This is a genomic window from Nonomuraea monospora, assembly GCF_039531895.1.
In the GTDB taxonomy this organism is placed as follows: domain Bacteria; phylum Actinomycetota; class Actinomycetes; order Streptosporangiales; family Streptosporangiaceae; genus Nonomuraea; species Nonomuraea monospora.
Window position 1 is genome coordinate 191424 of the sequence record NZ_BAAAQX010000015.1, and the last position, 23377, is coordinate 214800.

Here is a 23377-nt window from a genome sequence, read left to right on the forward strand (position 1 = left end):
CGCCCTCCCGAGGACCGTGCCCGGGAGGGCGTCGCGCGGTACATTCCGGTTACCGGACTGCAGGAACGGGGGGCGCGTGTGACCGTCCAACTGCGTATCGAAGGTGACAATCCCGGCGACGACCTGCGAGATCTCCACGCCTGGCTGGGCGAGGAGCCCGAGCTGCGTGGCAGGGTGCGGATCGTCGAGGCCCCGCCCGAGCCGGGCGCCCTGGGCGCCGCCCCCGACGTGCTGAACCTGCTGCTCGGCGCCGGCGGCGGCCTCGCGACGGCGGCCACGGTGCTGGTCGCCTGGCTGGGGACGCGGCGCGGCGAGGTGAGCGTCAAGGCCAGCCGCGGCGACCAGTCGGTGGAGCTGACGGCGAAGGGCGTGAAGGCCGTGGACGCGGCGAGTGCCAGGGATCTGGCCGCCGAGCTGGTGCGCATGCTGGAAGCGGCCCCCGGCGAGCCTGATGAGACCGCCGGGTGAGCCGCCGGAGCTGCTGCTGTCGCGGCCGGGCACGCGGGTGCTGCCGGCCGGGTCCGGTTCGTACATGGCGGGCTCGCGCCTGACGCCTGTCCCTGCGGTGGGGCGGACGGTCGCGGACCTGGGGCGGCTCCTGGTCGAACGTGCGGGGCTGGCCGAGTCAGGGCTGACCGTTCTCGTGGATCCGGGGGATCCGAAGGAGCTCGGCGCGGCGCTGGTGTCGGCGGCGGAGGGCGCCGAGGACGTGCTGGTCCTGTACTACGTGGGCCACGGCCTGGTCAGCCCGCGCGGCGAGCTGCACCTGGCCACCCGCGCCACCGTGGACCTGACCAAGGGCATCCCCGGCCACCAGGCGCTGCCGTACTCGACGGTGGCCGAGGTGCTGTCCGGCTGCCGCGCGCCGCTCGTGCTGGTCGTGCTGGACTGCTGCTTCGCCGGGCGGGCCGACGGGGTGCGGCCGGCGATCGACGAGGCGTTCGCCGCCACCCAGCAGGGCGGCTACCTGCTGACGGCCGCCGGGCGGGACGAGCGCGCGTGGGCGCCGGAGGGCGCGGAGCACACGGCGTTCTCGGGGGCGCTGCTCAAGGTGCTGGCCGAGGGGGATGTGGCGGCGGGGCCGTACCTGGGGGTGGAGGAGGCGTACCAGGCGGTGGCGCGGCTGCTGACCGAGCAGCGCTTACCGGCCCCGCGCAGGCAGTCGGGCTGGCCCGCCAGGGTGCGCCCGCTGGTGGCGAACGTCGCGGGGTCAGGGGAGGACGGCGAGTTCAGCCCGTATCGGGGGCTGGGGTCGTTCGGGCCGCAGGACGCCGCGTTCTTCTTCGGCCGCGCCGAGCTGACCAGGAACCTGGCCGACCGGGTGGCCGCGCAGGTGTCGGTGGAGGAGCCGCTGATCGTGGTGGGCCCGTCGGGGGCGGGCAAGACGTCGCTGCTGCGCGCCGGTCTGGTGCCGCTGCTGGAGCGGGCGGCGGGCACCGGCGTCATGGTGTTCGCGCCGGGCGCGGACCCGGTCGGCGCGCTGGCCTCCCGGCTGGCGTCCCTGGACCGCTTCCACCCCGCCGACCTGCGGGAGGCGCTCCTGGACGACCCGGGCAGGCTGCGCGAGCTGCTCTCCGAGTCGCGTCCTGGTGAGCGGGTGATCGTGGTCGATCAGTTCGAGGAGCTGTTCACGCTGTGTGAGCAGGAGGCGGAGCGGCGGGCGTTCCTGGCGGCGCTGCACGGCGCCTGCTCCGAGGCGGTGGTCGTGCTCGGGCTGCGGGCCGACTTCTACGGGCGCTGCGTCGCGTACGGGGAGCTGGCCACGGCGCTGGAACGTCCCGTGGTCGTCACGCCCATGACCACCGGTCAGCTCCGGGAGGTCATCGAGCGGCCGGCGGAGCTGGCCGGTCTCACGCTCCAGCCGGGCCTGGCCGACCTGCTGCTGGACGACGTGGGCGCCTCCCTGGCGGCCGGGCCGCGCGGCGTGCTGCCGCTGCTGTCGCACGTGCTGCTGGAGACCTGGCAGCGGCGCGAGGACGGCGTGCTGACGGTGGGCGGCTACCTGGCGACGGGCGGCGTGGGCCGGGCCCTGGCCAACACCGCGGAGAGCACGCTGACCGGCCTCGACCTGCCGGGCCAGCAGGCCGCTCGCCGGTTGCTGCCCCGCCTGGTGCGGCTGGGCGAGGAGGCCGAGGACACCCGGATGAGGGTGCTGCTGACCGAACTCGGCGACGACGAGGCGGGCCAGGTGCTGGAGGCGTTCGTCAAGGCCCGGCTGCTCACGGTCGGCGAGGACGCGGTGGAGCTCAGCCACGAGGCGCTGATCAGGGCGTGGCCCCGGCTGCGGGAGTGGATCGACGCCGACCGCGCCGTCCTGCTGGCCAGGCAGCAGCTCGACCACCAGGCCAGGGAGTGGGCGGAGCACGGGGATGACCCGTCCTACCTGTACAGCGGGACGCGGCTGAGCGCGGCCGAGGAGGCGCGGGCCCGGTGGGAGTCGGATCCGGCCGGTTTCCCGCCGCTGCCCGCGCGTTCCGCGCGGTTCCTGGCGGCCAGCCGCGAGGCCCGCCGCCGGGCGGTCCGCACCAGGCGGCGCGGCGTGGCAGCCGTGGTCGTGGCCACGGTGCTGGCCCTGGTGGCCTCGGTGAGCGTCGCGGTCGTCACCACGCGGGTCGCCCGGGAGTCGGAGGCCAGGCGGCTGGAGGCGCTGTCGCAGCACGTCGCCGCGCAGAGCCGGGACGTGGCGGAGAGCGACCCCAACCTGTCCAGGCAGCTCGCGCTGGCGGCCTACACGCTGTCGAGGACGCCGGACACGACCGACGGCCTGGCCAGGGCGGTGGCCGATCCCCGGATGGACGCCCTGCCGGGGTTCGGCCAGGCCACCGGAGGGCTCGCGGCCGGAACGCTGGACGGGGTCCCGGTGATCGTGGCCGGCCTGTCGGGCGGTCCCGACGCGGGCAGCGAGGTGCGCCTGTACGACACGACGACCGGCGGCACGCTGCGCACCATGCGACCGGCCACGACCGTGACGGACGTGGCCTGGGCGGAGGTCGGGGGCGTTCCGATGGTCGTGGCGGCCGACCAGACCGATCTGCGCATGTGGGAGGCCCGCACGGGGAGGCTGCGCTGGCAGGCCGAGGTCGGCCCCGGGCTGATCGACGTCGCCGTGGGCGAGGTGAACGGGGTCCCGGCGGTCGCGGCGGGCTTCAGGTCCGGGATCGCGGTCCTGGACGCCACGTCAGGGCGGCGGCTGCGGGTGATCCCCGTGTCCGCCCTGCTCGGCAACGTGGCCTTCGACCAGCTCGACGGCACGCCCGCGATCGTGACGGGCCACGACGGCGGCGAGGTCCGCATCTGGAACGCCGCCACCGGCAAGTTCATCAGGAAGCTGGGCCCCGCCTCGGCGCGGGGCCCCACGGTCGTGGCCGTGGGACGGCTCGACGGCGCGGCCGTCATCGCCTCGCGCACCGAGAGCGGCTCCAGCAGCTCCGTGGTGAGCCTCTGGGACGCCGCCACCGGCGCCCGCCTGCGCGACATCCGGCTCGGCACGGCGTCGGGATCGCTGGTTCTCGGGTCGCTCGACGGCGCGCTCGCCATTGTGACCGTGGAGAACTACACGACCGTCCACGTCCTGGACGCCGCGACGGGACGGACGTTGCGCCTGCTCAACGCCGGCGCCGGCCTGTACGACCTGGTCGTCGGCCGGCACGGCGACACCTCCGTGATCATGGCAGGCGACAGCAAGGGCAGGGTGCAGGTCTGGGCGCCCTACAACAGCAGGCCCTCCCGCACCATCAGGTCCGACAGGCCGCTGGCGGCCACGACGACAGGGCAGGCAGGCGGCGTGCCCGTGGCCGTGACGGCGGACGACGCCAGGATCAGGGTCCGGGCCTTGGACAGCGGCAGGCTGCTCACCTCCATGTTCGCCAGGGGCACGAGAAGCATGACCATGGCCCGGCTCGACGGCAAGGACGTGCTCGCCGAGGCCGGCTCCGGCGGCGACCAAGGGCCGCACTTCCTGCGCCTCTGGGACCTGGTCACGGGCGGCCTGCTGCGGAGCGTCGACACCAAGCTCCCCGTGGTCTCGGTGGTGCCCGGCACAGTCAACGGCGGCCTGCTGATCCTGGGCGCCGCCGCCAACGGGGAGATCATCGCCTGGCGGGCCGCGACGGGCGCCCGGCTGTGGCAGGTCGACGCCGGGTTCGAGTCGGTCAGCCTGGCCTTCGGCACGCTGCGCGGCACGCCGGTGGTCGTGAGTGGCGGCGGCTCCGTGCACATCTGGGACGCCGCCACGGGCAGGCAGGTACGCGGCATGACCGCCGAGCAGCAGACCTCCGCCGTGGCCATGGGGCGGCTCGGCGGCGTGGAGGTGATCGTGTCAGGGCACTACGAGGGCAAGGTACGGGTCTGGGAGGCGGCCACGGGGCGTTCGCTGTCGGTCATGACGGGCGACGGCGACCTGTACTCGGTGGCGATCGGCCGGCTCGGCGGCGACGAGGTGATCGTGACCGGCGGCCACGACAGCACCGCGATCGTCTGGGAGGCCGCCACCGGCAGGCGGCTGCACGCGATCCCGACGGGGCAGGGCGTGGTGTCGGCGCCGTACCGGCTGAGCGGCCGTGAGGTGATCGTGACCAGCGGCTACGGGGCGATGCTGCAGGTCTGGGACATCACCTCGCCCGCCTTCCCCGTCGCCGCCGCCTGCTCGCAGGTGGTCCGCCCCCTGACCCGCGAGCAGTGGGCGGCGCACGTCGGCGGCGACGAGCCGTACCGCCGGATCTGCCCCTAGACCCCGGCCGTGACCGGCTCCCGCCGCTCCCGCGCGACGGGCTCGTCCTCCTCGTGCCCCTCCACCGACAGGTTCGGCAGGATGCGGTCGAGCCACCGGGGGCACCACCAGTTGAGCCGCCCGAGCAGCACCATCGTGGCCGGCACCAGGAACCCCCGGATGATGGTGGCGTCCACCGCGATGGCCACGGCGAGCCCCACCCCGAACGTCTTCACCATGGCGTCGGGGTAGGCGATGAACGCCACGAACACCGCCACCATGATCAACGCGGCGGACGTGATGACCCGCCCGGTGGAGCCCAGCCCCTCGGCGACGGCCCTGGAGTTGTTCCCGTGCCGCAGGTACGACTGGCGTACCGCCGTCAGCAGGAACACCTCGTAGTCCATGGACAGCCCGAACAGCACCGCGAACAACATCAGCGGCACGTAGCTCTCGATCGGCACCGAGAAGAAGATCGTCTGCACGAAGGAGGAGTTGACCGGCGGGTCCATGCCCACCAGCCCGCTGCCGAGCCCGATCGAGAACACCATGGCCAGCGCCCCGAACGCGGCCCCCAGCGACACCAGGTTCATCACCGCCGCCTTGACGGCGACGATCGGCGCGCGGAAGGCCAGCAGCAGGAGCAGCGCGCTGAGCAGCACCACGACGCCGATGACCAGCGGGGTGCGCTCGTTCATGCGGTCGCCGGCGTCGGTCAGGCCGGCGACCTTGCCACCGACGTGCACGTCCACGCCGGGCAGGGAGATGGCCCGGACGTCCCTGACGACCTGGGCGGAGCGTTCGTCGCTGGGCGCGTACTCGGGGATGGCCTGGATGAGGACCGAGCGGCCGGAGGTGTTGACCTTGGGGTCGGCGACGTACTTGACGCCCTCGACGTCCTCGACCTCGCGGGTGAGGTCCTTGACGAGCGGGTCGTCGGCGTCGGACACCTTGGACGGCAGCTCGGCGACGACGATGAGCGGGCCGTTGAAGCCGGGGCCGAAGCCGGTGGCCATCAGCTCGTAGGCGCGGCGCGGCTCGGAGCCCTGCGCGCCGTAGCCCTCGTCGAGGGGGCCGAGCTGCAGCGCCAGGGCGGGGGCGGCGAGCGCGCCGAGGACGATGACGCTGCCGATCAGGGTCCGCCACGGGCGGCGGGCCACCCAGGCGCCGAGTCCGGCCCAGCCGGTGCCGGCGGCGTGGGATCCGCCGGCGCCGCGCAGGAGGGGGACCTTGAGGGAGTTGATGCGGTGGCCGAGCAGCCCGAGCAGGGCCGGGACGAGCGTGACGGAGGTGAGCACGGCGGCCACGACCGAGATGCCGGTGACCCAGCCGAGCGTGGCCAGCAGCGGGAACCCGGCGAGCAGCAGCGCGCTCAGCGCGATGATGACGGTGCCGCCCGCGAACACGACGGCCCCGCCGGAGCTGGCCACGGTGCGCCGGACGGACTCCACGACCGGCACCCCGTCGGCGAGCAGGCGGCGGTGGCGGGACAGCAGGAACAGGGCGTAGTCGATGCCGACGCCGAGCCCGATCATCGTGGCCATGATGCCGGCCTGCTTGGGCATGTCCACGACCCAGCCGAGCAGCCCGATGACGCCGAGCCCCGTGGCCACGCTGATCAGCGCGGCGAAGATGGGGACGGTGGCGGCGACGAGCGTGCCGAACGCGAACACCAGCACCAGCAGCGCGCAGATGACACCGATGATCTCGCTGGGCCCGGTCTTGATCTCCTTGTCGGCCGGGGTCGAGCTGTCGGCGGGCACCACTTCGAGCCCGGCGTCCCGCGCCGGGTCGGCGGCCTTCGACAACTCCTGGGTGGTCTGCGCGATCTTGTCGCTGTCGTTGCCCTCCATGCGGATCGTGATGAGGCCGATCTGCAGGTTGGAGGAGATGCCGCCGGCGCGGAACGGGGTCTCGACCTTGGTGACGTGCGGCATCGTGCGCAGCCGGTCCATGGCACGCTCCACCGCCTGCTTGCGCTCGTCCTCGATGAGCGGGCCGTCGGCGGAGTAGAGCAGGAGCTGGACGGTGCCGCCGGTGGCGTAACCGCTGCCGAAGCCGTCCTTCATCAGGTCGTGGGCGCGTTGCGCGTCGGTGCCCGGGATGCTGGCGTCGCTGTTGGTGGGGCTGGGGAAGGCGAGACTGCCGCCCATCAGGGCCGCGGCGGCGATCACCCAGGTGATCAGTACGATCCAACCGTGCCGCGCGCACCAGCCGCCCAGCCGTCCCAGTAACCGCGTCATCGCTCAGCTCCCACTCGACGCCCGTCCTGTACGGTCGTACAGGACCTACGATAAAACGGGAGGTGTCCGGAAGGCTCGCTCCCGCAGGGAAATGAGACGATGACCACATCATCCGACGACACCCGCACCCGGATCCTGGCGGCCGCCCGCGAGTTGTTCGCCGAGCGGGGTTACGCGGCCACGTCACTGTCCGACATCGCCGCGGCCGTCGGGCTGACCAAGACCGCGGTCGCCTACCACTTCCATCCGAAGGACCGGCTGGCGCTGGAGCTGCTGTCACCGGTGGCGGGCGACATGCTGGCGCTGCTCGACGCGCCGTACGCGAGCCGGGGCGAGTTCGTCGAGGCGCTGGTGGAGTTCGCGGTGCGCTACCGGTCGGTGATCCGGCTGTTCATGGAGGACCTGGCCGCGGACGACGCCACCACCACGCCCGGCTCGGAGCGCGACCAGATCGCGACGTTCAGGGACACGATCTACGCCAAGCTCGTCGGTGACGACCCGAGCCCCGAGATCAGGCTGAAGAGCTGGGCCCTGCTGGGCGCGCTGCAGTGGGGGGCCGTCAAGACGATGGACCTGCCGGAGGAGCAGGTGCGCGCCGCCCTGCTGGAAGCCGCCAGGTCCTTCTGAGCCACCCTGGCTACTCCTCGTCCTCCTCGTCTTCGTCCTCGTCTTCCCAGTCGTCCTCGTCGTCTTCGTCGTCGGCGTGGCGCAACGGGTGATCCTCGTCGATGAGGGACTTGTCCACCGAGTGGTGCCAGGCCTCGCTCGTCCCGGGATCGGCCCAAGCCAGCTCGGTGATCCTGGGCACGGGGACGGTGGCCTGCCGGTGGTCGACCATCCAGGAGTTGCGGAAGAAGTCGAAGCTGAGGTGGCGGCACCCGCCGGCCTCCTTGTGGAGGATCGGCGGCACGAGGAACCGCGTCACGCCGACCTCGGCCGCGACCGTCACGTAGTCGGTCTCGATCGACTCGTCGTTCCAGCAGGCGGCGAAGTTGACCGGGGTGAGGGCCCGCTCGCCGAGCACGTGGATGAGGTCGCCCTGGATCACGAACCGGTCCGGGTCGAGTGCCACGTCCTCGCCGAGCATGAGGATCGGCGCGGGCATGATGTGCGCCGCGGCGAAGGTCCGCGCGTCCTCGTAGACGTCGATGATCTCGCCCTGGCGGGTGGGGTCGAAGTCGTCCATGCGGTGGAACGGGCAGCAGAGCGAGTCGATGGCCCGCTCCGGCTCGGGGAAGAACGCGCCCTTGTCCACCCTCGTCATGACCGAGCTTCCGTGCTTGTCCCGCAGGAACTCCGGGATCCAGGCGGCGTCGCCGGCCTCGATCACCTCCGTCCGGCACGACGCGCGGAACGCGGTGCCGCCGACCTTGCAGTTGAAGTAGTCGAGCAGGGTGATCGCGACGCACTCGGCGGCGGGCAGGGCCTCGGTCACGGGGAACCAGAAGTCGTAGCCGTTGGTCACGAAGTGCACCCCGCGGAACTCCTTGTGCAGGAAGGTCTCGCGGAGGGGCCCCTCGCCCAGGCCGTCCCAGTGGGCGGCGGCCACCCGGTTGTAGTACGCGTCGGCGTGCCGGGACAGCTCCGGCGCGAACACGCTCTCACCGGTCAGGTAGCACGCCTTGCTGAACAGCGCGCCGATCTCCGGCTCCCGCGTGACCTCGTCGGCGGCGAAGATCAGCTCGGTGCGCAGGAACACCTTGCGGCCGTCGCGGTAGGGGGCGCCCTCGTGCTCGTAGCGCTGGTCGAACAGCACGCACGTGAAGGCGTCGATCTCGCTGAGCGCGGCGCCGCCGGCCAGGTCCAGCGCGGGCGATCCGGTGCCGCCGGTCAGGTAGATCAGCAGGGTGTAGCGGGAGATGTGCCGCCGCGCCGCGTCGTGGTACGGCGTGTCCCGATGCAGGTGGAAGTTGGCGTCGCCGGGCTCGAAGCCGTTGCACCTGAAGACCGGGTTCACGTGCGAGAAGCCCTGCGCGACCGCCGGCGGCAGCGCCTCGGCCACCGCGTCGGTCAACGCCTCGGCCAGCAGCGCCGAGTGGAAGATGAACCGCTCACCGCCGCGGGAGGCGGCGTTCAGCGGCGGCACGTACAGGCCGAGGCCGTCCAGCCTGGTCAGCCGGTCGTGGGCCTTGTCGCCCATCCGCAGCGAGAAGGTGAACACGCCCTCGGCGTGCTCCGCCCACCCCGCCGGCTCCAGCTCCAGCGGCACGGCCTCGAACAGGCGGTCCAGGGGAACGATGTTCTCGAACGTGCGGAACGACAGCTCGTGCGGGTCCACGAACACCGCCGCCAGGTACGGGGCCTCCTCGCTGGGCCGCGCGAACAGCTCCCGCACCCGCTCGTCGATCAGCTCGGCGTCGATGAAGCGCACCGCCTTGAACCGGGCCGACGGATGCCAGGAGACGTCGAGCCCGTCCACGGTCGCCGCCGGCTCGGCGTCGATCGTGTCCACCTCGGCCCGGTAGCGGGCGGCCTCCTCGGCGGGGGCGTCCCCGGCCGACAGCTCGAAGAAGCGGTCTCGAAGCTCGATGCTCACACGCACCTCCACAGGCTCCGCAGGCTCGCGGGAAGACTCGCGGCCTGCGCCATCGTCGCGACGCCGTCGCGGCCCACGTCGGAGTCGTAGAGCCACAGCCGTTCCAGGGCCCCGGCGAACGGGGCGGCGACCAGGGCCCGCGCGCCGTCCGCTCCGAGGTCGTTGTAGCGCAGGTCGAGCTCGGTCAGCTCGGTGAACCTGTGCAGGTGACGCACGCCTTCGGCGGTCAGCCGGTTGCGCTGCAGGTGCAGGCGGCGCAGCCCGCCGAGTCGCGGGCACGCCGCGAGCGCGGCCAGGCCGGTGTCGGCGACGCGGCAGTACCGCAGGTCGAGCGCGCGCAGGCGGTCCGAGGCGAACGTGGCGGCGAGGGTCTGCGCGCCGTCGTAGCCGACGCTGACGTAGGCGAGGTCCAGCTCGGTCAGCCGCCCGAGGTCCAGCCCGGCGAAGACGCCCAGGTCCTGGCGTCCTGGGCGGGGATCGCCCCGGTCCACGGCATAGTTGTACTCCTCGTCCCGCTCCTCCTCGTCGTCGTCCCGCTCGTCCTCCGCGTTCGTGGTGATTCTCAGCGTGGTGACGAACGGGGCGCGCAGCACCTGCTCCACGATCTCGCGGACGCCGTCCGACCATTCGACGGCCACCTCCGCGGCGAAGCCGTGCCGGCGCGAGAGCACCCGCGCCCCGTCCGGCAGCCCGTCGTCCCAGCCGTTCTCATGCCGCGCGACCAGGTCGGCGATCTCCTGCCGCACGCCCGGCCGGTCGGCGGGCCTGGTGCGGGCCAGGCTCTGCTCCAGCCGGATCAGCGTGCCCCTGGCGTCGCCTCGCTCCAGCAGGTGCTCGCTGTACGCGTGCCAGGCGGCGACGTCGTCGGGCCGGGTGCGTAAGGCGTCTTCGATGACCATCGCTTCCATTCGAACTAATGTACGAACTGCAGTAGGCTTGTCAAGATCGAGTGCTCGACAACGTACCGCCGGAGCGGGTCGTGTGGGCGCCCTCGCCGCTCGCCGGCGCCTTCGCCGCGCCCATCGCCGCCTGCCTGGTCACCGGTCACCGCAACCGCCGCGTCCTGGAGTCGGTCCACCGTGCGATCGAGGAGACGGCGGGCGAGGCGATCGCGACCGCCGTACGCACCGCCGTCCAGTCCGCGACCGGCGGCCCCGTGAGCGGCCCGGTGAGCGACACAGCGAGCGACACAGCCAGCGACACGGTCCGCGACACGGTGCGTGGCACAGTGAGCGGCACGGTGCGTGGCACAGCGAGCGGCACGGTGCATGGGGCGGCGGCCACCGCTCTGCACACCGAGATGGCCGCGGTGCTGAGCCGCGCGTTGGCCACCGAGTCGCCAGGCCCGGCCGATGAAGCGGACCGGCCGGTGATCGCCAAGCCCCCGCCAGGGGTGGCGGAGGCGGCGACCGCGGCCGTGCTGGCGGGCGTGGACGCGGCGGTGGGCGGCCCGCGTCAGGACACGATCCGCGGCGAGGTGCGCCGGCTGTGGCGGGCCCACCTGCAGAGCCACCGGTCCGGCGCCTGGCTGGAGCACGTCGGGGACGCGGCGCCCGAAGGCTGGTGGTGGTGGCCGTTCCGGGACTTCGTCCTGTTCTCCGAGGGCCCCTCGGAGCTGCGCCTCGAACAGACCGGCGAGGGCTCCTGGGCCACGCAACGGCCGCATCGCGCCGACGGCCCGGCGGTGGCCTGGCCCGACGGGTTCGAGCTGTGCTTCTGGCACGGCACCCACGTCCCCCGCGCCGTCATCGACGACACGCTCACCGCGCAGGAGATCCTCCGCGAGCCCAACGCCGAGATCCGCCGCTGCGCCATCGAACGCCGCGGCTGGGACCGCTTCACCGTCGAGGCCCGCCTCGAACAGCTCGGCCCCGCCGTGCCCGACCCCGGCAACCCCGGCCAGACGCTCACCCTGCACGACGTCCCCGACGGCGTCTACACCACCCCGGTCCGCGTGCTGCTGTGCACGAACGGCACCGTCGAACGCGACGGCACCCGCCGCCGTTTCGGCCTCACCGTCCCCACCCACTGCGGCGACCCGATCGAGGCCGCCGCCTGGACCTACGGCCTGAGCGCCGCCCAGTACGCCACCGCCCAGCGCCGATCCTGAGGAGCCCGTCCACCATGCCCACCATCGAGCAGGCCATCGCCGCCTTCGGCATCGCCGTCGACGATCACCTCGACCGGCAGGCGGAGATCCCGATCCTGTCCGGCCTGCAGTTCCAGGGCGACGTGGCCGTCGTCCCTGCCAGGAGGGAACCGGCCGCCGTCCCGATCCCCAAGGGCGGCGTCCCCGTCGTACGGGGTCAGGCCGAGGCCAACACGCATCTCCTGGTCGCCACCGGCAGGGCGTGCTTCACCCCGTCGGAGCGGCCCGGCGGCCTGGTGCTCGGCGTGCTGACCGTCGCGGAGGGGGCGACCGCCTACCTCGCGCATCCGGAGCACGCCTACGCCGGCATCGCGCCGGGCACGTACGAGCTGCGCCGCCAGCGGGAGCAGGCCGACCAGTCCAGGCTCGTCGCAGACTGACAGCCGGGCGGAGAGCCGGACGGAGAGCCTGGCGGAGAGGCGGTCAGAGCCCGAGCACCTCGCGTTCGACGTGGTCGAGCGCGAGGCGGACCGCGCCGATCGCCACCCCCTCGTCGCCGAACGTGGACGCCACCACCTCGGGCGCGCTCACGCACAGCTCGGCCAGGTGCCGGCGCAGCGGTTCGAGCAGCACGTCGCCGGCCCGCGCGTACCCCCCGCCGAGCACCAGCAGGTCGGGGTCGATGGCCAGCACCAGGGCGGCGGCCCCGATGGCGAGGTTCTCGGCGTAGCGGTCCACCCGGCGCACGGCCTCGCGGTCGCCCGCCAGCGCCGCCTCGAACACCTCCGCCGCCGAGGCGTCCTTGACCAGCTCGCGGGCGGCGTCCTCCCAGCCGACCTGCCGCAGCGTGCCGATCTCACCGGCCGCGCCGGAGCGGCCGGGATGCAAACGGCCGCCGATGAGGATGCCCGCGCCGGCGCGGTGGCCGATCAGCACGTGGACGACGTCCGAGGCGTGCTGGGCGCTGCCGCGCCAGTGCTCGGCGAGCGCGGCGAGGTTCGCGTCGTTGGCGGCCAGCGCGGTGCCGCCGAACCAGCGGCCGGCCAGCCCCGCCAGGTCGACGCCCGTCCAGCCGGGCAGAGTGATCGACAGTGCCACGCGGCCGGTCCTGTCCACGATGCCGGAGGTGCCCGCCGCCACCGTCCACACTCGTCTGCGTGCCACGCCCGCGCCGTCCACGCAGGCCAGCGCCGTGCGTTCGGCGGCCTCCAGCCGCTCGTGGGCGGCGGCGTCGCCGGAGACCTCGGCCCGCTCCCAGGCGATCACCTCGCCGTTGAGGTCGGCGAGGGCGGCCACGATGGCGTCGCCGCCGACCTCCACACCCACCACGTAGCCGGCGTCCGCCCGGAAGCCGAACCGCCGCGCGGGCCGCCCCATCACGCCCTCGTCGGGCGGCACCTCCCGGACGTAGCCGCGTTCGCCCAGCTCGTCGAGCACCGCCTCGACCGTCTGCCTGGACAGGCCGGTGACGCGGCCGAGCTGGGTCAGCGTGGCGACGCCCGCGCGGCGCAGCGCCCTGAGCGTGACCTGGGTGTTCACCTTGCGCAGCAGCGACGCGTCACCCGGCCGGAGCTCGGTCACTTATGAGACCCTTTCCCATAACTTCCCTATTGACGTCTACCAGCGTGGATCCTAGCATCGGCCGACATACGTGAATTGGTTACATATGTGGGAGGCGCTCGTACATGGTGACACTCGCCGTCGTCGGGGCGGGTTCGCGAGGGACCTCCTACGCCCGCCACGCCGTCGGGACCGGCAGGGCCCGGGTGGTCGCGGTGGCCGATCCGCTGGCCGGGCGCCGCGACCGGTTTCCCGGGGCGGCGCCGTACGCGGACTGGCGGGAGCTGGCCGCGCTGCCCCGGCAGGCCGATGCGGTGATCATCGCCACGCAGGACCGCGACCACGTCGAGCCCGCGGTGCGCTTCGCAGAACTGGGCTACGACATCCTGCTGGAGAAGCCGATGGCGGTCTCCGAGGACGACTGCCGCGCCATCGTGGCCGCCGCCGAGCGGTCGGGGGCGGTGTTCGCGGTGTGCCACGTGCTGCGCTACACCCCGTACACGCGGGCCTTGAAGGCGCTGCTCGACGAGGGACGGATCGGCGAGGTCGTCAGCGTCCAGCACCTGGAGCCGGTCGGGTGGTGGCACCAGGCGCACTCGTACGTGCGGGGCAACTGGCGGCGGGCCGACGAGTCCACGTTCATGCTGCTGGCCAAGTCCTGCCACGACCTCGACTGGCTGGTGCACCTCACGGGCAAGCAGGTCACCCGCGTCTCCTCGTTCGGCGGCCTGCACCACTTCCGGCCGGAGAACCGGCCGGCGGGCGCCGCGGACCGCTGCCTGGACTGCTCCGTCGAGCCCGGCTGCCCGTACTCCGCCAAGCGCCTCTACCTCCCGCTCGCCGGCGACCACTCCTGGCCGCTGTCCGTGCTCACGGACGACGTCTCCGAGGCGGGCGTGCTGGAGGCGCTCAGGACCGGCCCCTACGGCAGGTGCGTGTACGCCTGCGACAACGACGTGGTCGATCACCAGGTGGTGAACCTGGAGTTCGAGGGCGGCACGACCGCGTCGTTCACCATGACCGGGTTCACGCCCGCGCTGCACCGGCAGACCCGGATCTTCGGCACCCGCGGCTCCATCGACGGCGACGGCGACCGCCTGACCGTCCACGACTTCGTCACCGGCCGCTCCACCGTCGTCGAGACCCGCCCGAGCGGGGACGGCACGGCCAGGGGCGGGCACGGGGGCGGCGACGAAGCGCTGGTGGAGGCGTTCCTGACGGCGGTAGCCACCCGGGAGCGCGCCCCGATTCTCTCCTCGCCGGCCGAGAGCCTGCACAGCCACCTCATCGCCTGGGCCGCCGAGCGGTCGCGGCTGACCGGCGAGACCGTATCTCTGGAAGGAACCCCCCGATGAGACCCCTGTACGCCACCGCCGCCCTGCTGCTGGGCCTGACGGCCTGCGGGTCGTCCACCCCGCCCGCCACCACGTCCGCCGCCCCCGCCCGCGGCCCCATCACGTTCCTCGGCGGCAAGTTCGAGGCCGAGTCCGTGCAGAAGATCGTGGACGCCTGGAACGCCGCCCACCCGGACGAGAAGGTCAGCGTCGTCCTGCTGCCGGAGAGCGCCGACGAGCAGCGCCGCAAGCTCATCCAGAACGCGCAGACCAAGTCGGACGCCGGCGACGTCATCCTCATCGACGCCGTGTGGACCAGCGAGTTCGCCGCGAACCGGTGGGTGGACGAGCTCAAGCTGGACACCACCGGCTTCCTCCCCACCACCGTCGATACGGCGAAATATCGCGACAAGCTGTATGCGATGCCGCTGTTCACCGGCACCGGCCTGCTCTACTACCGCACCGACCTGGTCAAGGAGCCGCCCAAGACCTGGGCCGAGATGAAGAAGACCTGCGACGAGGTCCTGCCGAAGCAGAAGGGCATGAGCTGCTACAGCGGCCAGTTCGACAAGTACGAGGGCCTCACCGTGAACTTCTCCGAGGCCGTCGCCTCGGCCGGCGGCGAACTGCTCGACGCCTCCGGGCAGCCGCAGCTCACCAGCGACGCGGCCAAGCAGGCGGCGCAGTTCCTGGCGGACGGGTTCAAGAGCGGGATGATCCCGAAGGAGGCGATCACGTACAAGGAGGAAGAGGGCCGGGTCGCCTTCCAGGAGGGCAAGCTGCTCTTCTACCGCAACTGGGCCTACGGCTACGAGGCCGCGCAGAAGACCGACGGCTCCAGCAAGGTGAACGGCAAGTTCGACGTCGCCCCGATCCCCGGCCTGACCGGGCCTGGCGCGGGCACGCTCGGCGGGAACAACCTGGCCGTCTCCGCCTTCTCCAAGCACAAGCAGACGGCGCAGGACTTCGTCGCGTTCATGACCAGCGCCGAGCAGATCAAGGCGTTCGCGCAGACCAGCTCGATGCCGGTGCCGCGGGCCGCGATCTACGAGGACCCGGCGATGATCGAGAAGTACCCGTACCTGCCCGCGCTGAAGGAGGGCATCCTCGCCGCCAAGCCGCGCCCCAAGGCCGTCAAGTACGGCGACGTGACCGCCGCCATCCAGGAGTCCGCCTACGCCATCGTCACCGGCGCCAAGCCGGTCGAGCAGGGCCTGTCGGAGCTCCAGGCCGCGCTCGGGCCGCTGCTCAAGTGACGCCCCGATCGTCGCGGTGGGCGGCGGCCGCCCTGCTGTCGCCCACCATGCTGGTGCTCGCCCTGGTGGTCTTCTACCCGCTGGTCGCGGCCATGCGGGAGTCGTTCTACGAGAGCGGGCAGCGCCTGGACGCCGACGGGTTCGTGGTGGAGGGCGAGTGGTTCGCCGGGCTGGCGAACTACGCGGGCGTGGTGCAGCAGCGCTTCCTGAACGCCGCCTTCAACACCACCCTCTTCACCGTGGTGACGGTGTCGCTGGAGGTGGTGCTGGGGGTGGCGATGGCGCTGGTCATGCAGCGCGCGTTCAGGGGCCGCGCGCTGCTGCGGGCCAGCATCCTCATCCCCTGGGCGGTGCCGACCGCCGTGTCAGGGCTGATGTGGAAGTGGATCTTCCAGGCGGACGGAGTCGCGAACGCGCTGCTCGGCACCGAGATCCTCTGGACGGCCGACGGCCCCTGGGCCAAGCTCGCGGTCATCCTCGCCGACGTGTGGAAGACGGCGCCGTTCGTGGGGCTGCTCGTGCTGGCCGGCCTGCAGATCATCCCCGGCGACGTGTACGAGGCGGCGCGGGTGGACGGGGCCAGGCCGTGGCAGACGTTCTGGCGAATCACGCTGCCGCTGGTCAGGCCCGCCCTGCTGGTGGCCGTGCTGTTCAGGCTCATGGACGCGCTGCGGATCTTCGATCTGCCGTACGTGCTGGTGGGGCCGCGCAAGCAGTCGGTGGAGACGCTGTCCGGCCTGATCTGGGACGAGGCCACCCGGGTCCACTACGGGCCCGCGTCCGCCTACGGGACGGCGTTGTTCGTCTACATCGCGGTGATCGCGTTCGTGTTCGTGAAGCTGCTCGGAGCCGACCTGCTCAGCGACGTGCGGACGCGGCGGCGTGAGGGGAGCGCCCGTGTGGCGTAGGGCGGGAATGATCGGCATCGCGCTGTACTGCCTGGTGCCGTTCTACTGGATGGTGGTGTCGAGCTTCCGCCGCACCGCCGACATCTACGACAAGTCACCACTGCCCGCGCCGTGGTCGCTGGAGTCGTACGAGGCGGTCTTCGCCGCCGACCTGGGCTTCGGGCAGTCGCTGCTCAACAGCCTCGTCGTGGCGGGCGTCACCACGGCGGTGACGCTGCTCGTCGGCACGCTGGCCGCCTACGCGCTCGCCCGGCTGCACTTCCGGGGCAAGAACGTCGTGCTGGCCCTGGTCATCGCCGTGTCGATGTTCCCCGGGGCGCTGCTCATCGTGCCGCTGCTGGAGCTGTTCACGGCCATCGGGTGGATCAACACGTACCAGGCGATGATCGTGCCGTCGATGTCGTTCGCGCTGCCGCTGACCATCTGGAACCTGACGACGTTCTTCCGGCAACTGCCGTACGAGCTGGAGCAGGCCGCCATGATCGACGGCTGCTCCGCGATCGGCGCGTTCCGCCGCGTCATGCTGCCCCTGGCCGCGCCGGGCGTCTTCACCACGGCCATCCTGGCGTTCATCGCGACCTGGAACGAGTTCATCATCGCGGTCACCATGATCAACGACCAGGCGCGGCAGACCGCCACCGTGCGGATCGCGCAGTTCACCGGGGCCGCCAAGTTCGACACGCCCTTCGGCACGCAGATGGCCGCCGGGGTGCTGGTCACCCTTCCCCTGGTGCTGCTGGTGCTGTTCTTCCAGCGCAGGATCGTGGCCGGGCTGACGGCGGGGGCACTGAAGTAGCGCATCCGGTCAAGTAGCCCCTCCGGCGGCCCGGCACGCGGAATACTGAAATGCCAGACCTCACCCGTGGGAGGAGGCACGCGGTTGCGCACGTACTTCGAGCCCGAGGAGACGCAGGAGTACGAGGCGACCAGGACCGTCCTGATCAGGCGCTGTCTCACCTGGGCGGACGAGCACGGCCGCCCCGCCGACGAGCTCCTGCTCGCCACCGCCCTCGACGCCCGACACCACAGCCGCGACGGCCGTCTCGCCTACTGGGACGAGCCGCAGATCAGGCGCTACCTGCTGGCCTGGGTCCCCAAGTACGTGGTGACGCCCAGGGAGATCCTGGAGATCGCGCCGGAGATCCTGCGCACCTTCCTGCACTACCTCGCCGCCGCCGGGCTGCGCGACCCGCGTGGCGCCACGCCGGAGCAGGCCGACGACGCCATCACCCGGGCCGTGCCCGGCTTCCGCGAGGCCCTCGACGACCCCTACCTGCAAGGCGTCGCCAAGTTCTGGGCGCAGACCGCGCTCGACCACGGCAACGACCTGGCCGGCCCCGGCGCGCTGCGCGACTTCAAGCTGGATCTCGACGCCGGCCGCATCCGCTACGACCAGGAGGTGCTCGACAAGCTCCTGGAGGCCCGCCACACCCGTACGGACCTGGACCTGGAGGAGGAACGCGCCCTCCCCCGGCCACCCGTCACCCTGCCCGCGCCCGCCGACCTCGCCGCGGACGCCGCCCGCAGCACCACGGTGCGGCGCCTGACCACGCTCGCCACCTGGGCGGGCGAGGTGGGCCGCCCGCTCACCAGGACGGGCAGCCTCACCCTCGCCGACGCCCGCGAGCTGTCCATCCTGCTGGGCACCGGCGAGGAGGCGCTCCAGGTGCGCAGCTCCACCGACCTGCCCCAGCTCAGCCTCCTGCTGGCCTGGAGCGAAGTGCTGGGCCAGGTACGCGTCAGCAGGGGCCGCCTGATCCAGGTGAGCAAGGCCGCGCCGCTGCTGCGCGACCCCGCCGCGCTGTGGGCGCGCGCCTTCGAGGCGCTCCCCCACCTCGGCGGGTCGATCACCATGAGCAGCCACGCCGCCGTGCTCGGCCGCTGCTTCGACGCGGTGCTGCCCGGCGTGCTCGACGCCCTGTACGGCATGGCCGGCATCCCTGTCGCCCGCCTGGCGGAGACCGTCTGGCTGGCCTGCCAGCAGCACACCCGCATGAACGGGGCGCCCGCGCGGCTCAAGGACCTCTGGCGCCGCCAGACCGCCCTCGACCTGGAACGCACCTTCCAGGTGCTGGCCGACCTCGGCGCCGTGGACCTCACCCGCGGCCCCGCCGAACTCTGCGCCGGCGACCTCGACGACGACCAGGCACTGCTCAGCCCCGGCCACCACGGCGACGACCAGGCAGTGCTCAACCCCGGCGGCCAAGCACTGCTCAGCACCAGCGGCCGCGACGGCGGCCAGGCGCTGCTCAGCACCAGCGGCCTTGGCGGCGGTCAGGTGCTGCCGCCGGACGCGGTCGAACGGCTGCGCCGCCGCCTCGACGACCCCGACCTCCTGCTGGCCCGCCTCACCCCGCTGGCCCTGCGCTGCCTGCGCGAACACCTCCTCGCACAAGGCCACGACGCCCCGCTGATCGGCGAGCTGGCCACCGCCCCCGCTGCGGAGCTGCTCGGCGTCCTCGCCCAGCACTACCCGCCCAGGGAGGCCGCCGTCGAGCTGAACGCCTGGCTCTCCCACCCCGGCCAGGACCTGGAGGCGCTGCTGCAGGCCATCCGCGACTGCCCGTTCCGCACCCGCGCCGCCGCCATGCTCGCCGTCCTCGCCGACGCGCTCCCCCAGGGCGAGGCCCTCGTCCGCGACCTGCGCCACGACCCCGTACTCGGCCCCACCGCCCTGACCTTCCTGGTGGACGACGGCGAGGTAGACCCGGGAACGCTGGACCAGCACGAGCACCTGCTGCTGGGCGCGGAGAACTTCCTGACCCTCCTGGAGCTCGGCGGGCCTCAGGTCCTCATCGAGCAGCTCAGGTCGATGGCGGGCGGCGGGGCGTACGAGTTCGCGGCGGCGGTGCTCGGCTCGGGGCACCACGACGTCGCCGGGCTGGAGGAGATGCGCGAGCTGGTGGCGGAGCCCCTGCGTGGCCGCGCGTTACGCCTCATCCCCGGTACGGGTACGGGCACCCGCCCGGCCCGCAGAAGACGCCGCTCGTAGCCCTCAGCCTCGCAGGCCCTCAGGCCCTCAGGCCCTCAGGCCCTCAGCAGGCCCAGGTCGCGCAGGCTCTCGGCCGACTCCACGATCGTGGTCTCGGTGTCGCGGGGCCGCCAGCCGAGCCCGCGAGCCCGTTCGTTGTGGATGACCGGCCGCGGCGGCTCCGCACCCGGAGCCTCCCGCGTCGGCACGCGCGCCGCCAGCGAGCCGAGCCGCCTGGCCAGCACCTCCGCCACCTCCACGAAACTCCACGCCCCGCCGTCCCCGACCGCCAGGAAACGCCTGCCCGCGGCCTCGGGCGCGGCCATGACGCGCAGGTGCAGATCGGCCACGTCCCGGACGTCCACGATGCCGAACCGCTGGCGCGGCAGCGCGTCCATCGCCCCCTCGACGCCCAGCTTGACCAGGTACATGGAGCTGCCCAGCGCGGCCGTGAGCGTGGGCCCGAGGATGAACGTCGGATTGACCACGACCAGCTCGGTGCCGCCGCCCTCGCGCCGCATGAAGTCCCACGCGGCCAGCTCGGCGATCGCCTTGGAACGCGGGTAGGGCGCCAGGCCCGGCGTGTCCGGGTCGGTCCAGTCGTCCTCGGTGTACTCGCCGCCGGGCTTGGGCGTGTAGCCGACCGCCGCGAACGACGAGGTGAGCACGACCCGCCGGGCCCCAGCGTCGCGCGCGGCGCGCAGCACCCGCAGCGTGCCCTCGCGGGCGGGGACGATCAGCTCGTCCGGGTCGTCGGGCTGGGCGATCGGGATCGGCGAGGCCACGTGATGGACCTCCGCGCAGCCCGCCACCGCCTCCCGCCAGCCCTCGTCGGCCATCAGGTCGGCGGCGACCACCTCCAGCCCGGCGTCGTCGGCGCCGCCCCTGCGCACCGCCGCGCGCAGATCGCCCTCACGGGCCGTCGAACGCACCGTGGCCCGCACCCGCCTGCCGTCCCGCAGCAGCGCGGCGATCAGATGCGTCCCCAGGTAACCGGAACCTCCGGTGACCAGAACCGGGCTCGTCACAACACCTCCTGCGCTCATCACGGGACCTCCAGCACTCGTCACACGATCTCCAGCACTCATCGCACGATCTCCAGCGCCGAAACCGCTTCCGTGATCCGGCGCCAAGCCGCTTCCTCGGCGGCGGCGTCGCCGCGGTCGCGGGCGTCCCACAGCGACGCCTTCTCGCGCAGGTACGCCAGCCGCGCCCGCTGCGCGGCGATCTCGGCCTCGACCCGCTCGGCGTGCCGCAGCAGCAGGTCGCGCTGCTCGGCCGCCGCCTCCCGGCCGCGCGCTCGGTTGGCCTGGTAGGTACGCATGTCCTCGATGCCCACGCCCACCGCGCGCAGGCAGGCCAGAATCTCGATCTCGCTGACGTCGTCGGTGTCGTAGCGGCGGTGGCCGCTGCGCTCGTCGCGGGCGATCGGGCCGATCAGCCCCACGTCCTCGTAGTAGCGCAGGGTCGGCTCACTGAGGCCGCTGCGCCGTGAGACGTCCTGAATGGTGAAGGTTGTCACGCAGGTCAGGACACCACACTTCAAGCGCTTGAAGTCAAACCCCCGCGGGCGGCGGGCTCAGGCGAGGGCGCGGCGCAGGACGGCGGCCAGTTCGGCGATCTGGCGCCGCGACACGTCGGCCGACACGATCGCCTGCGAGCCGTGGAAGGTGCCCGGCCACTGGTGCAGCTCGACGGACACGCCCGCCTGGAGCAGTCGCAGCGCGTACTCGATGCCCTCGTCACGCAGCGGGTCGAACTCCGCGGTGGCGACGTAGGCGGGCGGCAGCCCGGACAGGTCCTCGGCGCGCGCCGGCGCGGCGTACGGGGTGACGGGCCGCGACCCCATGTAGTGCCGCCACACCATGGCGAACTTGTCGCGGGTCATCCAGGGCGTGCCGGTGAAGTTCCGCTGCGACCAGGTCTGCTGCCGGTCGTCGAGCCCGGGCTGGTGCAGGAGCTGGAAGCGGATGGCCGGCCCCCGCTCGTCCCGCGCCCGCAGCGCGATCCCGGCCGCGAGCGCCGCGCCCGCGCTGTGACCGCCGACCGCGATCAGGTCCGGGTCCAAGCCCAGCTCGGACGCGTGCTCGCTCGCCCACGTCAGTACGGCGTAGGCGTCGTCCAGCGCGGCAGGGAAGGGATGCTCGGGCGCCAGCCGGTACCCCACGGAGATCACCGTCGCCCCCGACAGGTCCGCCACCCGGCCGGCCCAGGGATGCTCGGTGTCCAGGTTCCCCATGACGTAGCCGCCGCCGTGCAGCCAGATGACGGCGCCGCGCGCCTGCCGCGGGCGGTAGATCCGGACCGGGACCGGCGGGTCGGCCGGCACCAGGACGTCCTCGACCACCATGCCCTCGACGTTCGCGGGCGGCACCGCGACGGCCAGCGCGGTGAGCTCCTCACGGGCGGCCACCGGGTCGGACAGGTCGGTCGCGGGGAACAGCGGGATGAAGGCTTCAAGCTCGGGATCCATGGCGTCCATCCTGACGATCGTCCCCCCCTGCGGGCATCCGCCATCTGTCGGGCGTCCGCCCCGGATCGTGCGCCGATCGGCGCATATGCTCATGGTCATGGAGGCGTTGGCCTTACGGCTGTCCCAATTGGACCGGCTGGCCGAAGGGGCGATCCGGGTCGTCATGTTCTACGACACGCTGATGCGCCGCCGGGTGGATCTCCAGGCGCTGGCCCGCGCGTCGGCGGTGCTGGCCGAGTGCGTCGCCGGGATCCGGCTGCACGGCACGGGGCAGGTGCTCCGCATGACGCCCGGCGGGTCGCGGGCGTCCGAGCCCGCGCCGGACGCGTCCACCGCGATGCCGGTCACGCTCGACGAGGAGGAGATCGGGACGGTGTGGCTGGAGCGCGCCGAGCCGCCGAACCCCCTCGACGAGCTGCTGCTGGATCGGCTGGCCATCGCCGTCGCGGCGGTCGTGGAGCGGTACGGGCCCGCCCGGACGACCATGGCCGACCCCGCCCTGGTGGAGCTGGTGATCAGCGCCGGCACCGACGAGGCGGCCAGGGCGCGGGCGCTGCACCTGCTCGGCTTCGCCCCCGACCTCCCCCTCCACGTCATCGCCGTACGCACGTCCCCGCCACCCAGCCAAAGCGCCACACGCACGTCCCCACCACCCAGCCAAAGCGCCACACGCACGTCCGTGCCGCCCGACCCAAACACCGCACACCTGCCCGCGCCGCCAACCCAAAGGCCGCCTACTCCCCCGCGCCGCCCGACCAGTGCGGCGCACACCCGCCCGTGCCGCTCGACCAGGTCGGGGTGTTGATCTGCCCGGCCCGGCCCGTGAAGGCGGCGCCGCTCGGCGACACGGGCGTCATCCTGGCCACCACCGTCGACCAGTCCGCGTTCCCCGAGGGCGTGCGCGCCGGCGTCGGCGCCGCCGAGGACCCGCACCGGTCCTGGCGGCAGGCCCGCACCGCCCTGCGCTTCACCACCCCGCGCGAGCCCGTGGTCCGCTACGCCGACCTGGGCGCGCTGGCCCTGCTGGCCGAGATCCCGCAGGACGCCGCCCAGGACAACGCCGACGTGGCGGCGATCGCCCGGATGGCGGGCAGCCCCGAGGACCTGGAGACGCTGGACGTCTACTGCGCCACCGGCTCCCTGCGCCGCGCCGCCGACCTGCTCCACCTGCACCACAGCAGCGTCGCCCGCCGGCTCGAACAGATCGGCAGGACCCTGGGCTTCGAGCTGACCGAGCCGTCCGGGCTCACCAGGACCAGGCTCGCCCTGACCGCGTGGCGGCTGCTCAACGCGTGACAA

Annotated in this window: 19 protein-coding genes; 12 read left to right on the plus strand and 7 right to left on the minus strand. The window is 73.0% G+C overall.

Translation table 11 applies throughout. From position 1 onward, the window contains the following. The first annotated feature begins 78 nt into the window (after positions 1 to 78). A complete protein-coding gene (locus ABD331_RS28320) occupies positions 79 to 468 on the plus strand; it encodes an effector-associated constant component EACC1 (protein WP_344480847.1) in 390 nt (129 codons plus the stop codon). After that, positions 452 to 4729: a caspase, EACC1-associated type gene (locus ABD331_RS28325; RefSeq protein WP_344480849.1), complete on the plus strand. Its 4278-nt coding sequence runs from the start codon at positions 452 to 454 to the stop codon at positions 4727 to 4729. Before ABD331_RS28320 ends, ABD331_RS28325 begins: the two co-directional genes overlap by 17 nt. On the opposite strand, the gene ABD331_RS28330 is transcribed toward ABD331_RS28325, so the two are convergent. Next, entirely contained in the window at positions 4726 to 6951 is a 2226-nt protein-coding gene (locus tag ABD331_RS28330) for an MMPL family transporter (protein WP_344480851.1), read from the minus strand. The genes ABD331_RS28325 and ABD331_RS28330 overlap by 4 nt on opposite strands. A 99-nt stretch (positions 6952 to 7050) precedes the next feature. Between ABD331_RS28330 and ABD331_RS28335 the strand changes: the two genes are divergently transcribed. Next, the gene (locus tag ABD331_RS28335) at positions 7051 to 7578 is read left to right on the plus strand and encodes a TetR/AcrR family transcriptional regulator (protein WP_344480854.1); all 528 of its coding nucleotides are present in this window, start codon (positions 7051 to 7053) and stop codon (positions 7576 to 7578) included. A 10-nt stretch (positions 7579 to 7588) separates the two neighbouring features. Here ABD331_RS28335 and ABD331_RS28340 read toward each other — a convergent pair whose 3' ends face one another. Beyond that, positions 7589 to 9487 carry a hypothetical protein gene (locus ABD331_RS28340; protein WP_344480856.1) on the minus strand — a complete coding sequence of 633 codons (1899 nt, stop codon included), beginning with the start codon at positions 9485 to 9487 and terminating at the stop codon, positions 7589 to 7591. Then, positions 9484 to 10395 carry a leucine-rich repeat domain-containing protein gene (locus tag ABD331_RS28345; RefSeq protein ID WP_344480858.1) on the minus strand — a complete coding sequence of 304 codons (912 nt, stop codon included), beginning with the start codon at positions 10393 to 10395 and terminating at the stop codon, positions 9484 to 9486. Before ABD331_RS28345 ends, ABD331_RS28340 begins: the two co-directional genes overlap by 4 nt. A gap of 41 nt (positions 10396 to 10436) precedes the next feature. On the opposite strand from ABD331_RS28345, the gene ABD331_RS28350 reads away from it, so the two are divergent. Continuing rightward, positions 10437 to 11597: a DUF6745 domain-containing protein gene (locus ABD331_RS28350; RefSeq protein WP_344480860.1), complete on the plus strand. Its 1161-nt coding sequence runs from the start codon at positions 10437 to 10439 to the stop codon at positions 11595 to 11597. A gap of 14 nt (positions 11598 to 11611) precedes the next feature. Continuing rightward, positions 11612 to 12016 (plus strand): hypothetical protein, encoded by a 405-nt coding sequence (locus tag ABD331_RS28355; RefSeq protein ID WP_344480863.1) that lies wholly within the window; start codon positions 11612 to 11614, stop codon positions 12014 to 12016. A 43-nt stretch (positions 12017 to 12059) separates the two neighbouring features. Here the strand turns inward: ABD331_RS28355 and ABD331_RS28360 are convergent, their stop codons facing one another. Beyond that, the gene (locus ABD331_RS28360) at positions 12060 to 13157 is read right to left on the minus strand and encodes an ROK family transcriptional regulator (RefSeq protein ID WP_344480865.1); all 1098 of its coding nucleotides are present in this window, start codon (positions 13155 to 13157) and stop codon (positions 12060 to 12062) included. A 104-nt stretch (positions 13158 to 13261) separates the two neighbouring features. Between ABD331_RS28360 and ABD331_RS28365 the strand changes: the two genes are divergently transcribed. The 5 genes from ABD331_RS28365 (at position 13262) to ABD331_RS28385 (ending at position 19626) form a co-directional block, all read left to right on the plus strand. Continuing rightward, the gene (locus ABD331_RS28365; protein ID WP_344480867.1) at positions 13262 to 14491 is read left to right on the plus strand and encodes a Gfo/Idh/MocA family protein; all 1230 of its coding nucleotides are present in this window, start codon (positions 13262 to 13264) and stop codon (positions 14489 to 14491) included. Then, positions 14488 to 15726 (plus strand): ABC transporter substrate-binding protein, encoded by a 1239-nt coding sequence (locus ABD331_RS28370; protein ID WP_344480869.1) that lies wholly within the window; start codon positions 14488 to 14490, stop codon positions 15724 to 15726. The genes ABD331_RS28365 and ABD331_RS28370 overlap by 4 nt, the downstream gene beginning before the upstream one ends. Next, on the plus strand, positions 15723 to 16634 hold the full coding sequence (locus tag ABD331_RS28375; RefSeq protein ID WP_222871516.1) for a carbohydrate ABC transporter permease: 912 nt from the start codon (positions 15723 to 15725) through the stop codon (positions 16632 to 16634). Before ABD331_RS28370 ends, ABD331_RS28375 begins: the two co-directional genes overlap by 4 nt. After that, on the plus strand, positions 16624 to 17430 hold the full coding sequence (locus ABD331_RS28380; RefSeq protein ID WP_344480873.1) for a carbohydrate ABC transporter permease: 807 nt from the start codon (positions 16624 to 16626) through the stop codon (positions 17428 to 17430). Before ABD331_RS28375 ends, ABD331_RS28380 begins: the two co-directional genes overlap by 11 nt. A gap of 84 nt (positions 17431 to 17514) precedes the next feature. Further along, positions 17515 to 19626: a hypothetical protein gene (locus tag ABD331_RS28385; RefSeq protein WP_344480875.1), complete on the plus strand. Its 2112-nt coding sequence runs from the start codon at positions 17515 to 17517 to the stop codon at positions 19624 to 19626. Between the two features lie 35 nt (positions 19627 to 19661). Here ABD331_RS28385 and ABD331_RS28390 read toward each other — a convergent pair whose 3' ends face one another. The 3 genes from ABD331_RS28390 to ABD331_RS28400 are packed head-to-tail and all read right to left on the minus strand — an operon-like array spanning position 19662 to position 22078. Then, positions 19662 to 20633, minus strand: a complete 972-nt coding sequence (locus ABD331_RS28390) for an NAD-dependent epimerase/dehydratase family protein (RefSeq protein WP_344480878.1) — start codon at positions 20631 to 20633, stop codon at positions 19662 to 19664. Between the two features lie 56 nt (positions 20634 to 20689). Continuing rightward, a complete protein-coding gene (locus ABD331_RS28395) occupies positions 20690 to 21127 on the minus strand; it encodes a MerR family transcriptional regulator (RefSeq protein WP_344480880.1) in 438 nt (145 codons plus the stop codon). A gap of 57 nt (positions 21128 to 21184) precedes the next feature. After that, complete coding sequence (locus ABD331_RS28400) at positions 21185 to 22078, minus strand: alpha/beta hydrolase (protein ID WP_344480882.1); 894 nt, start codon at positions 22076 to 22078, stop codon at positions 21185 to 21187. A 97-nt stretch (positions 22079 to 22175) separates the two neighbouring features. On the opposite strand from ABD331_RS28400, the gene ABD331_RS28405 reads away from it, so the two are divergent. Beyond that, the gene (locus ABD331_RS28405) at positions 22176 to 22883 is read left to right on the plus strand and encodes a hypothetical protein (protein WP_344480885.1); all 708 of its coding nucleotides are present in this window, start codon (positions 22176 to 22178) and stop codon (positions 22881 to 22883) included. Further along, on the plus strand, positions 22856 to 23374 hold the full coding sequence (locus ABD331_RS28410) for a helix-turn-helix domain-containing protein (RefSeq protein ID WP_344480887.1): 519 nt from the start codon (positions 22856 to 22858) through the stop codon (positions 23372 to 23374). The genes ABD331_RS28405 and ABD331_RS28410 overlap by 28 nt, the downstream gene beginning before the upstream one ends. Positions 23375 to 23377 lie beyond the last annotated feature (3 nt).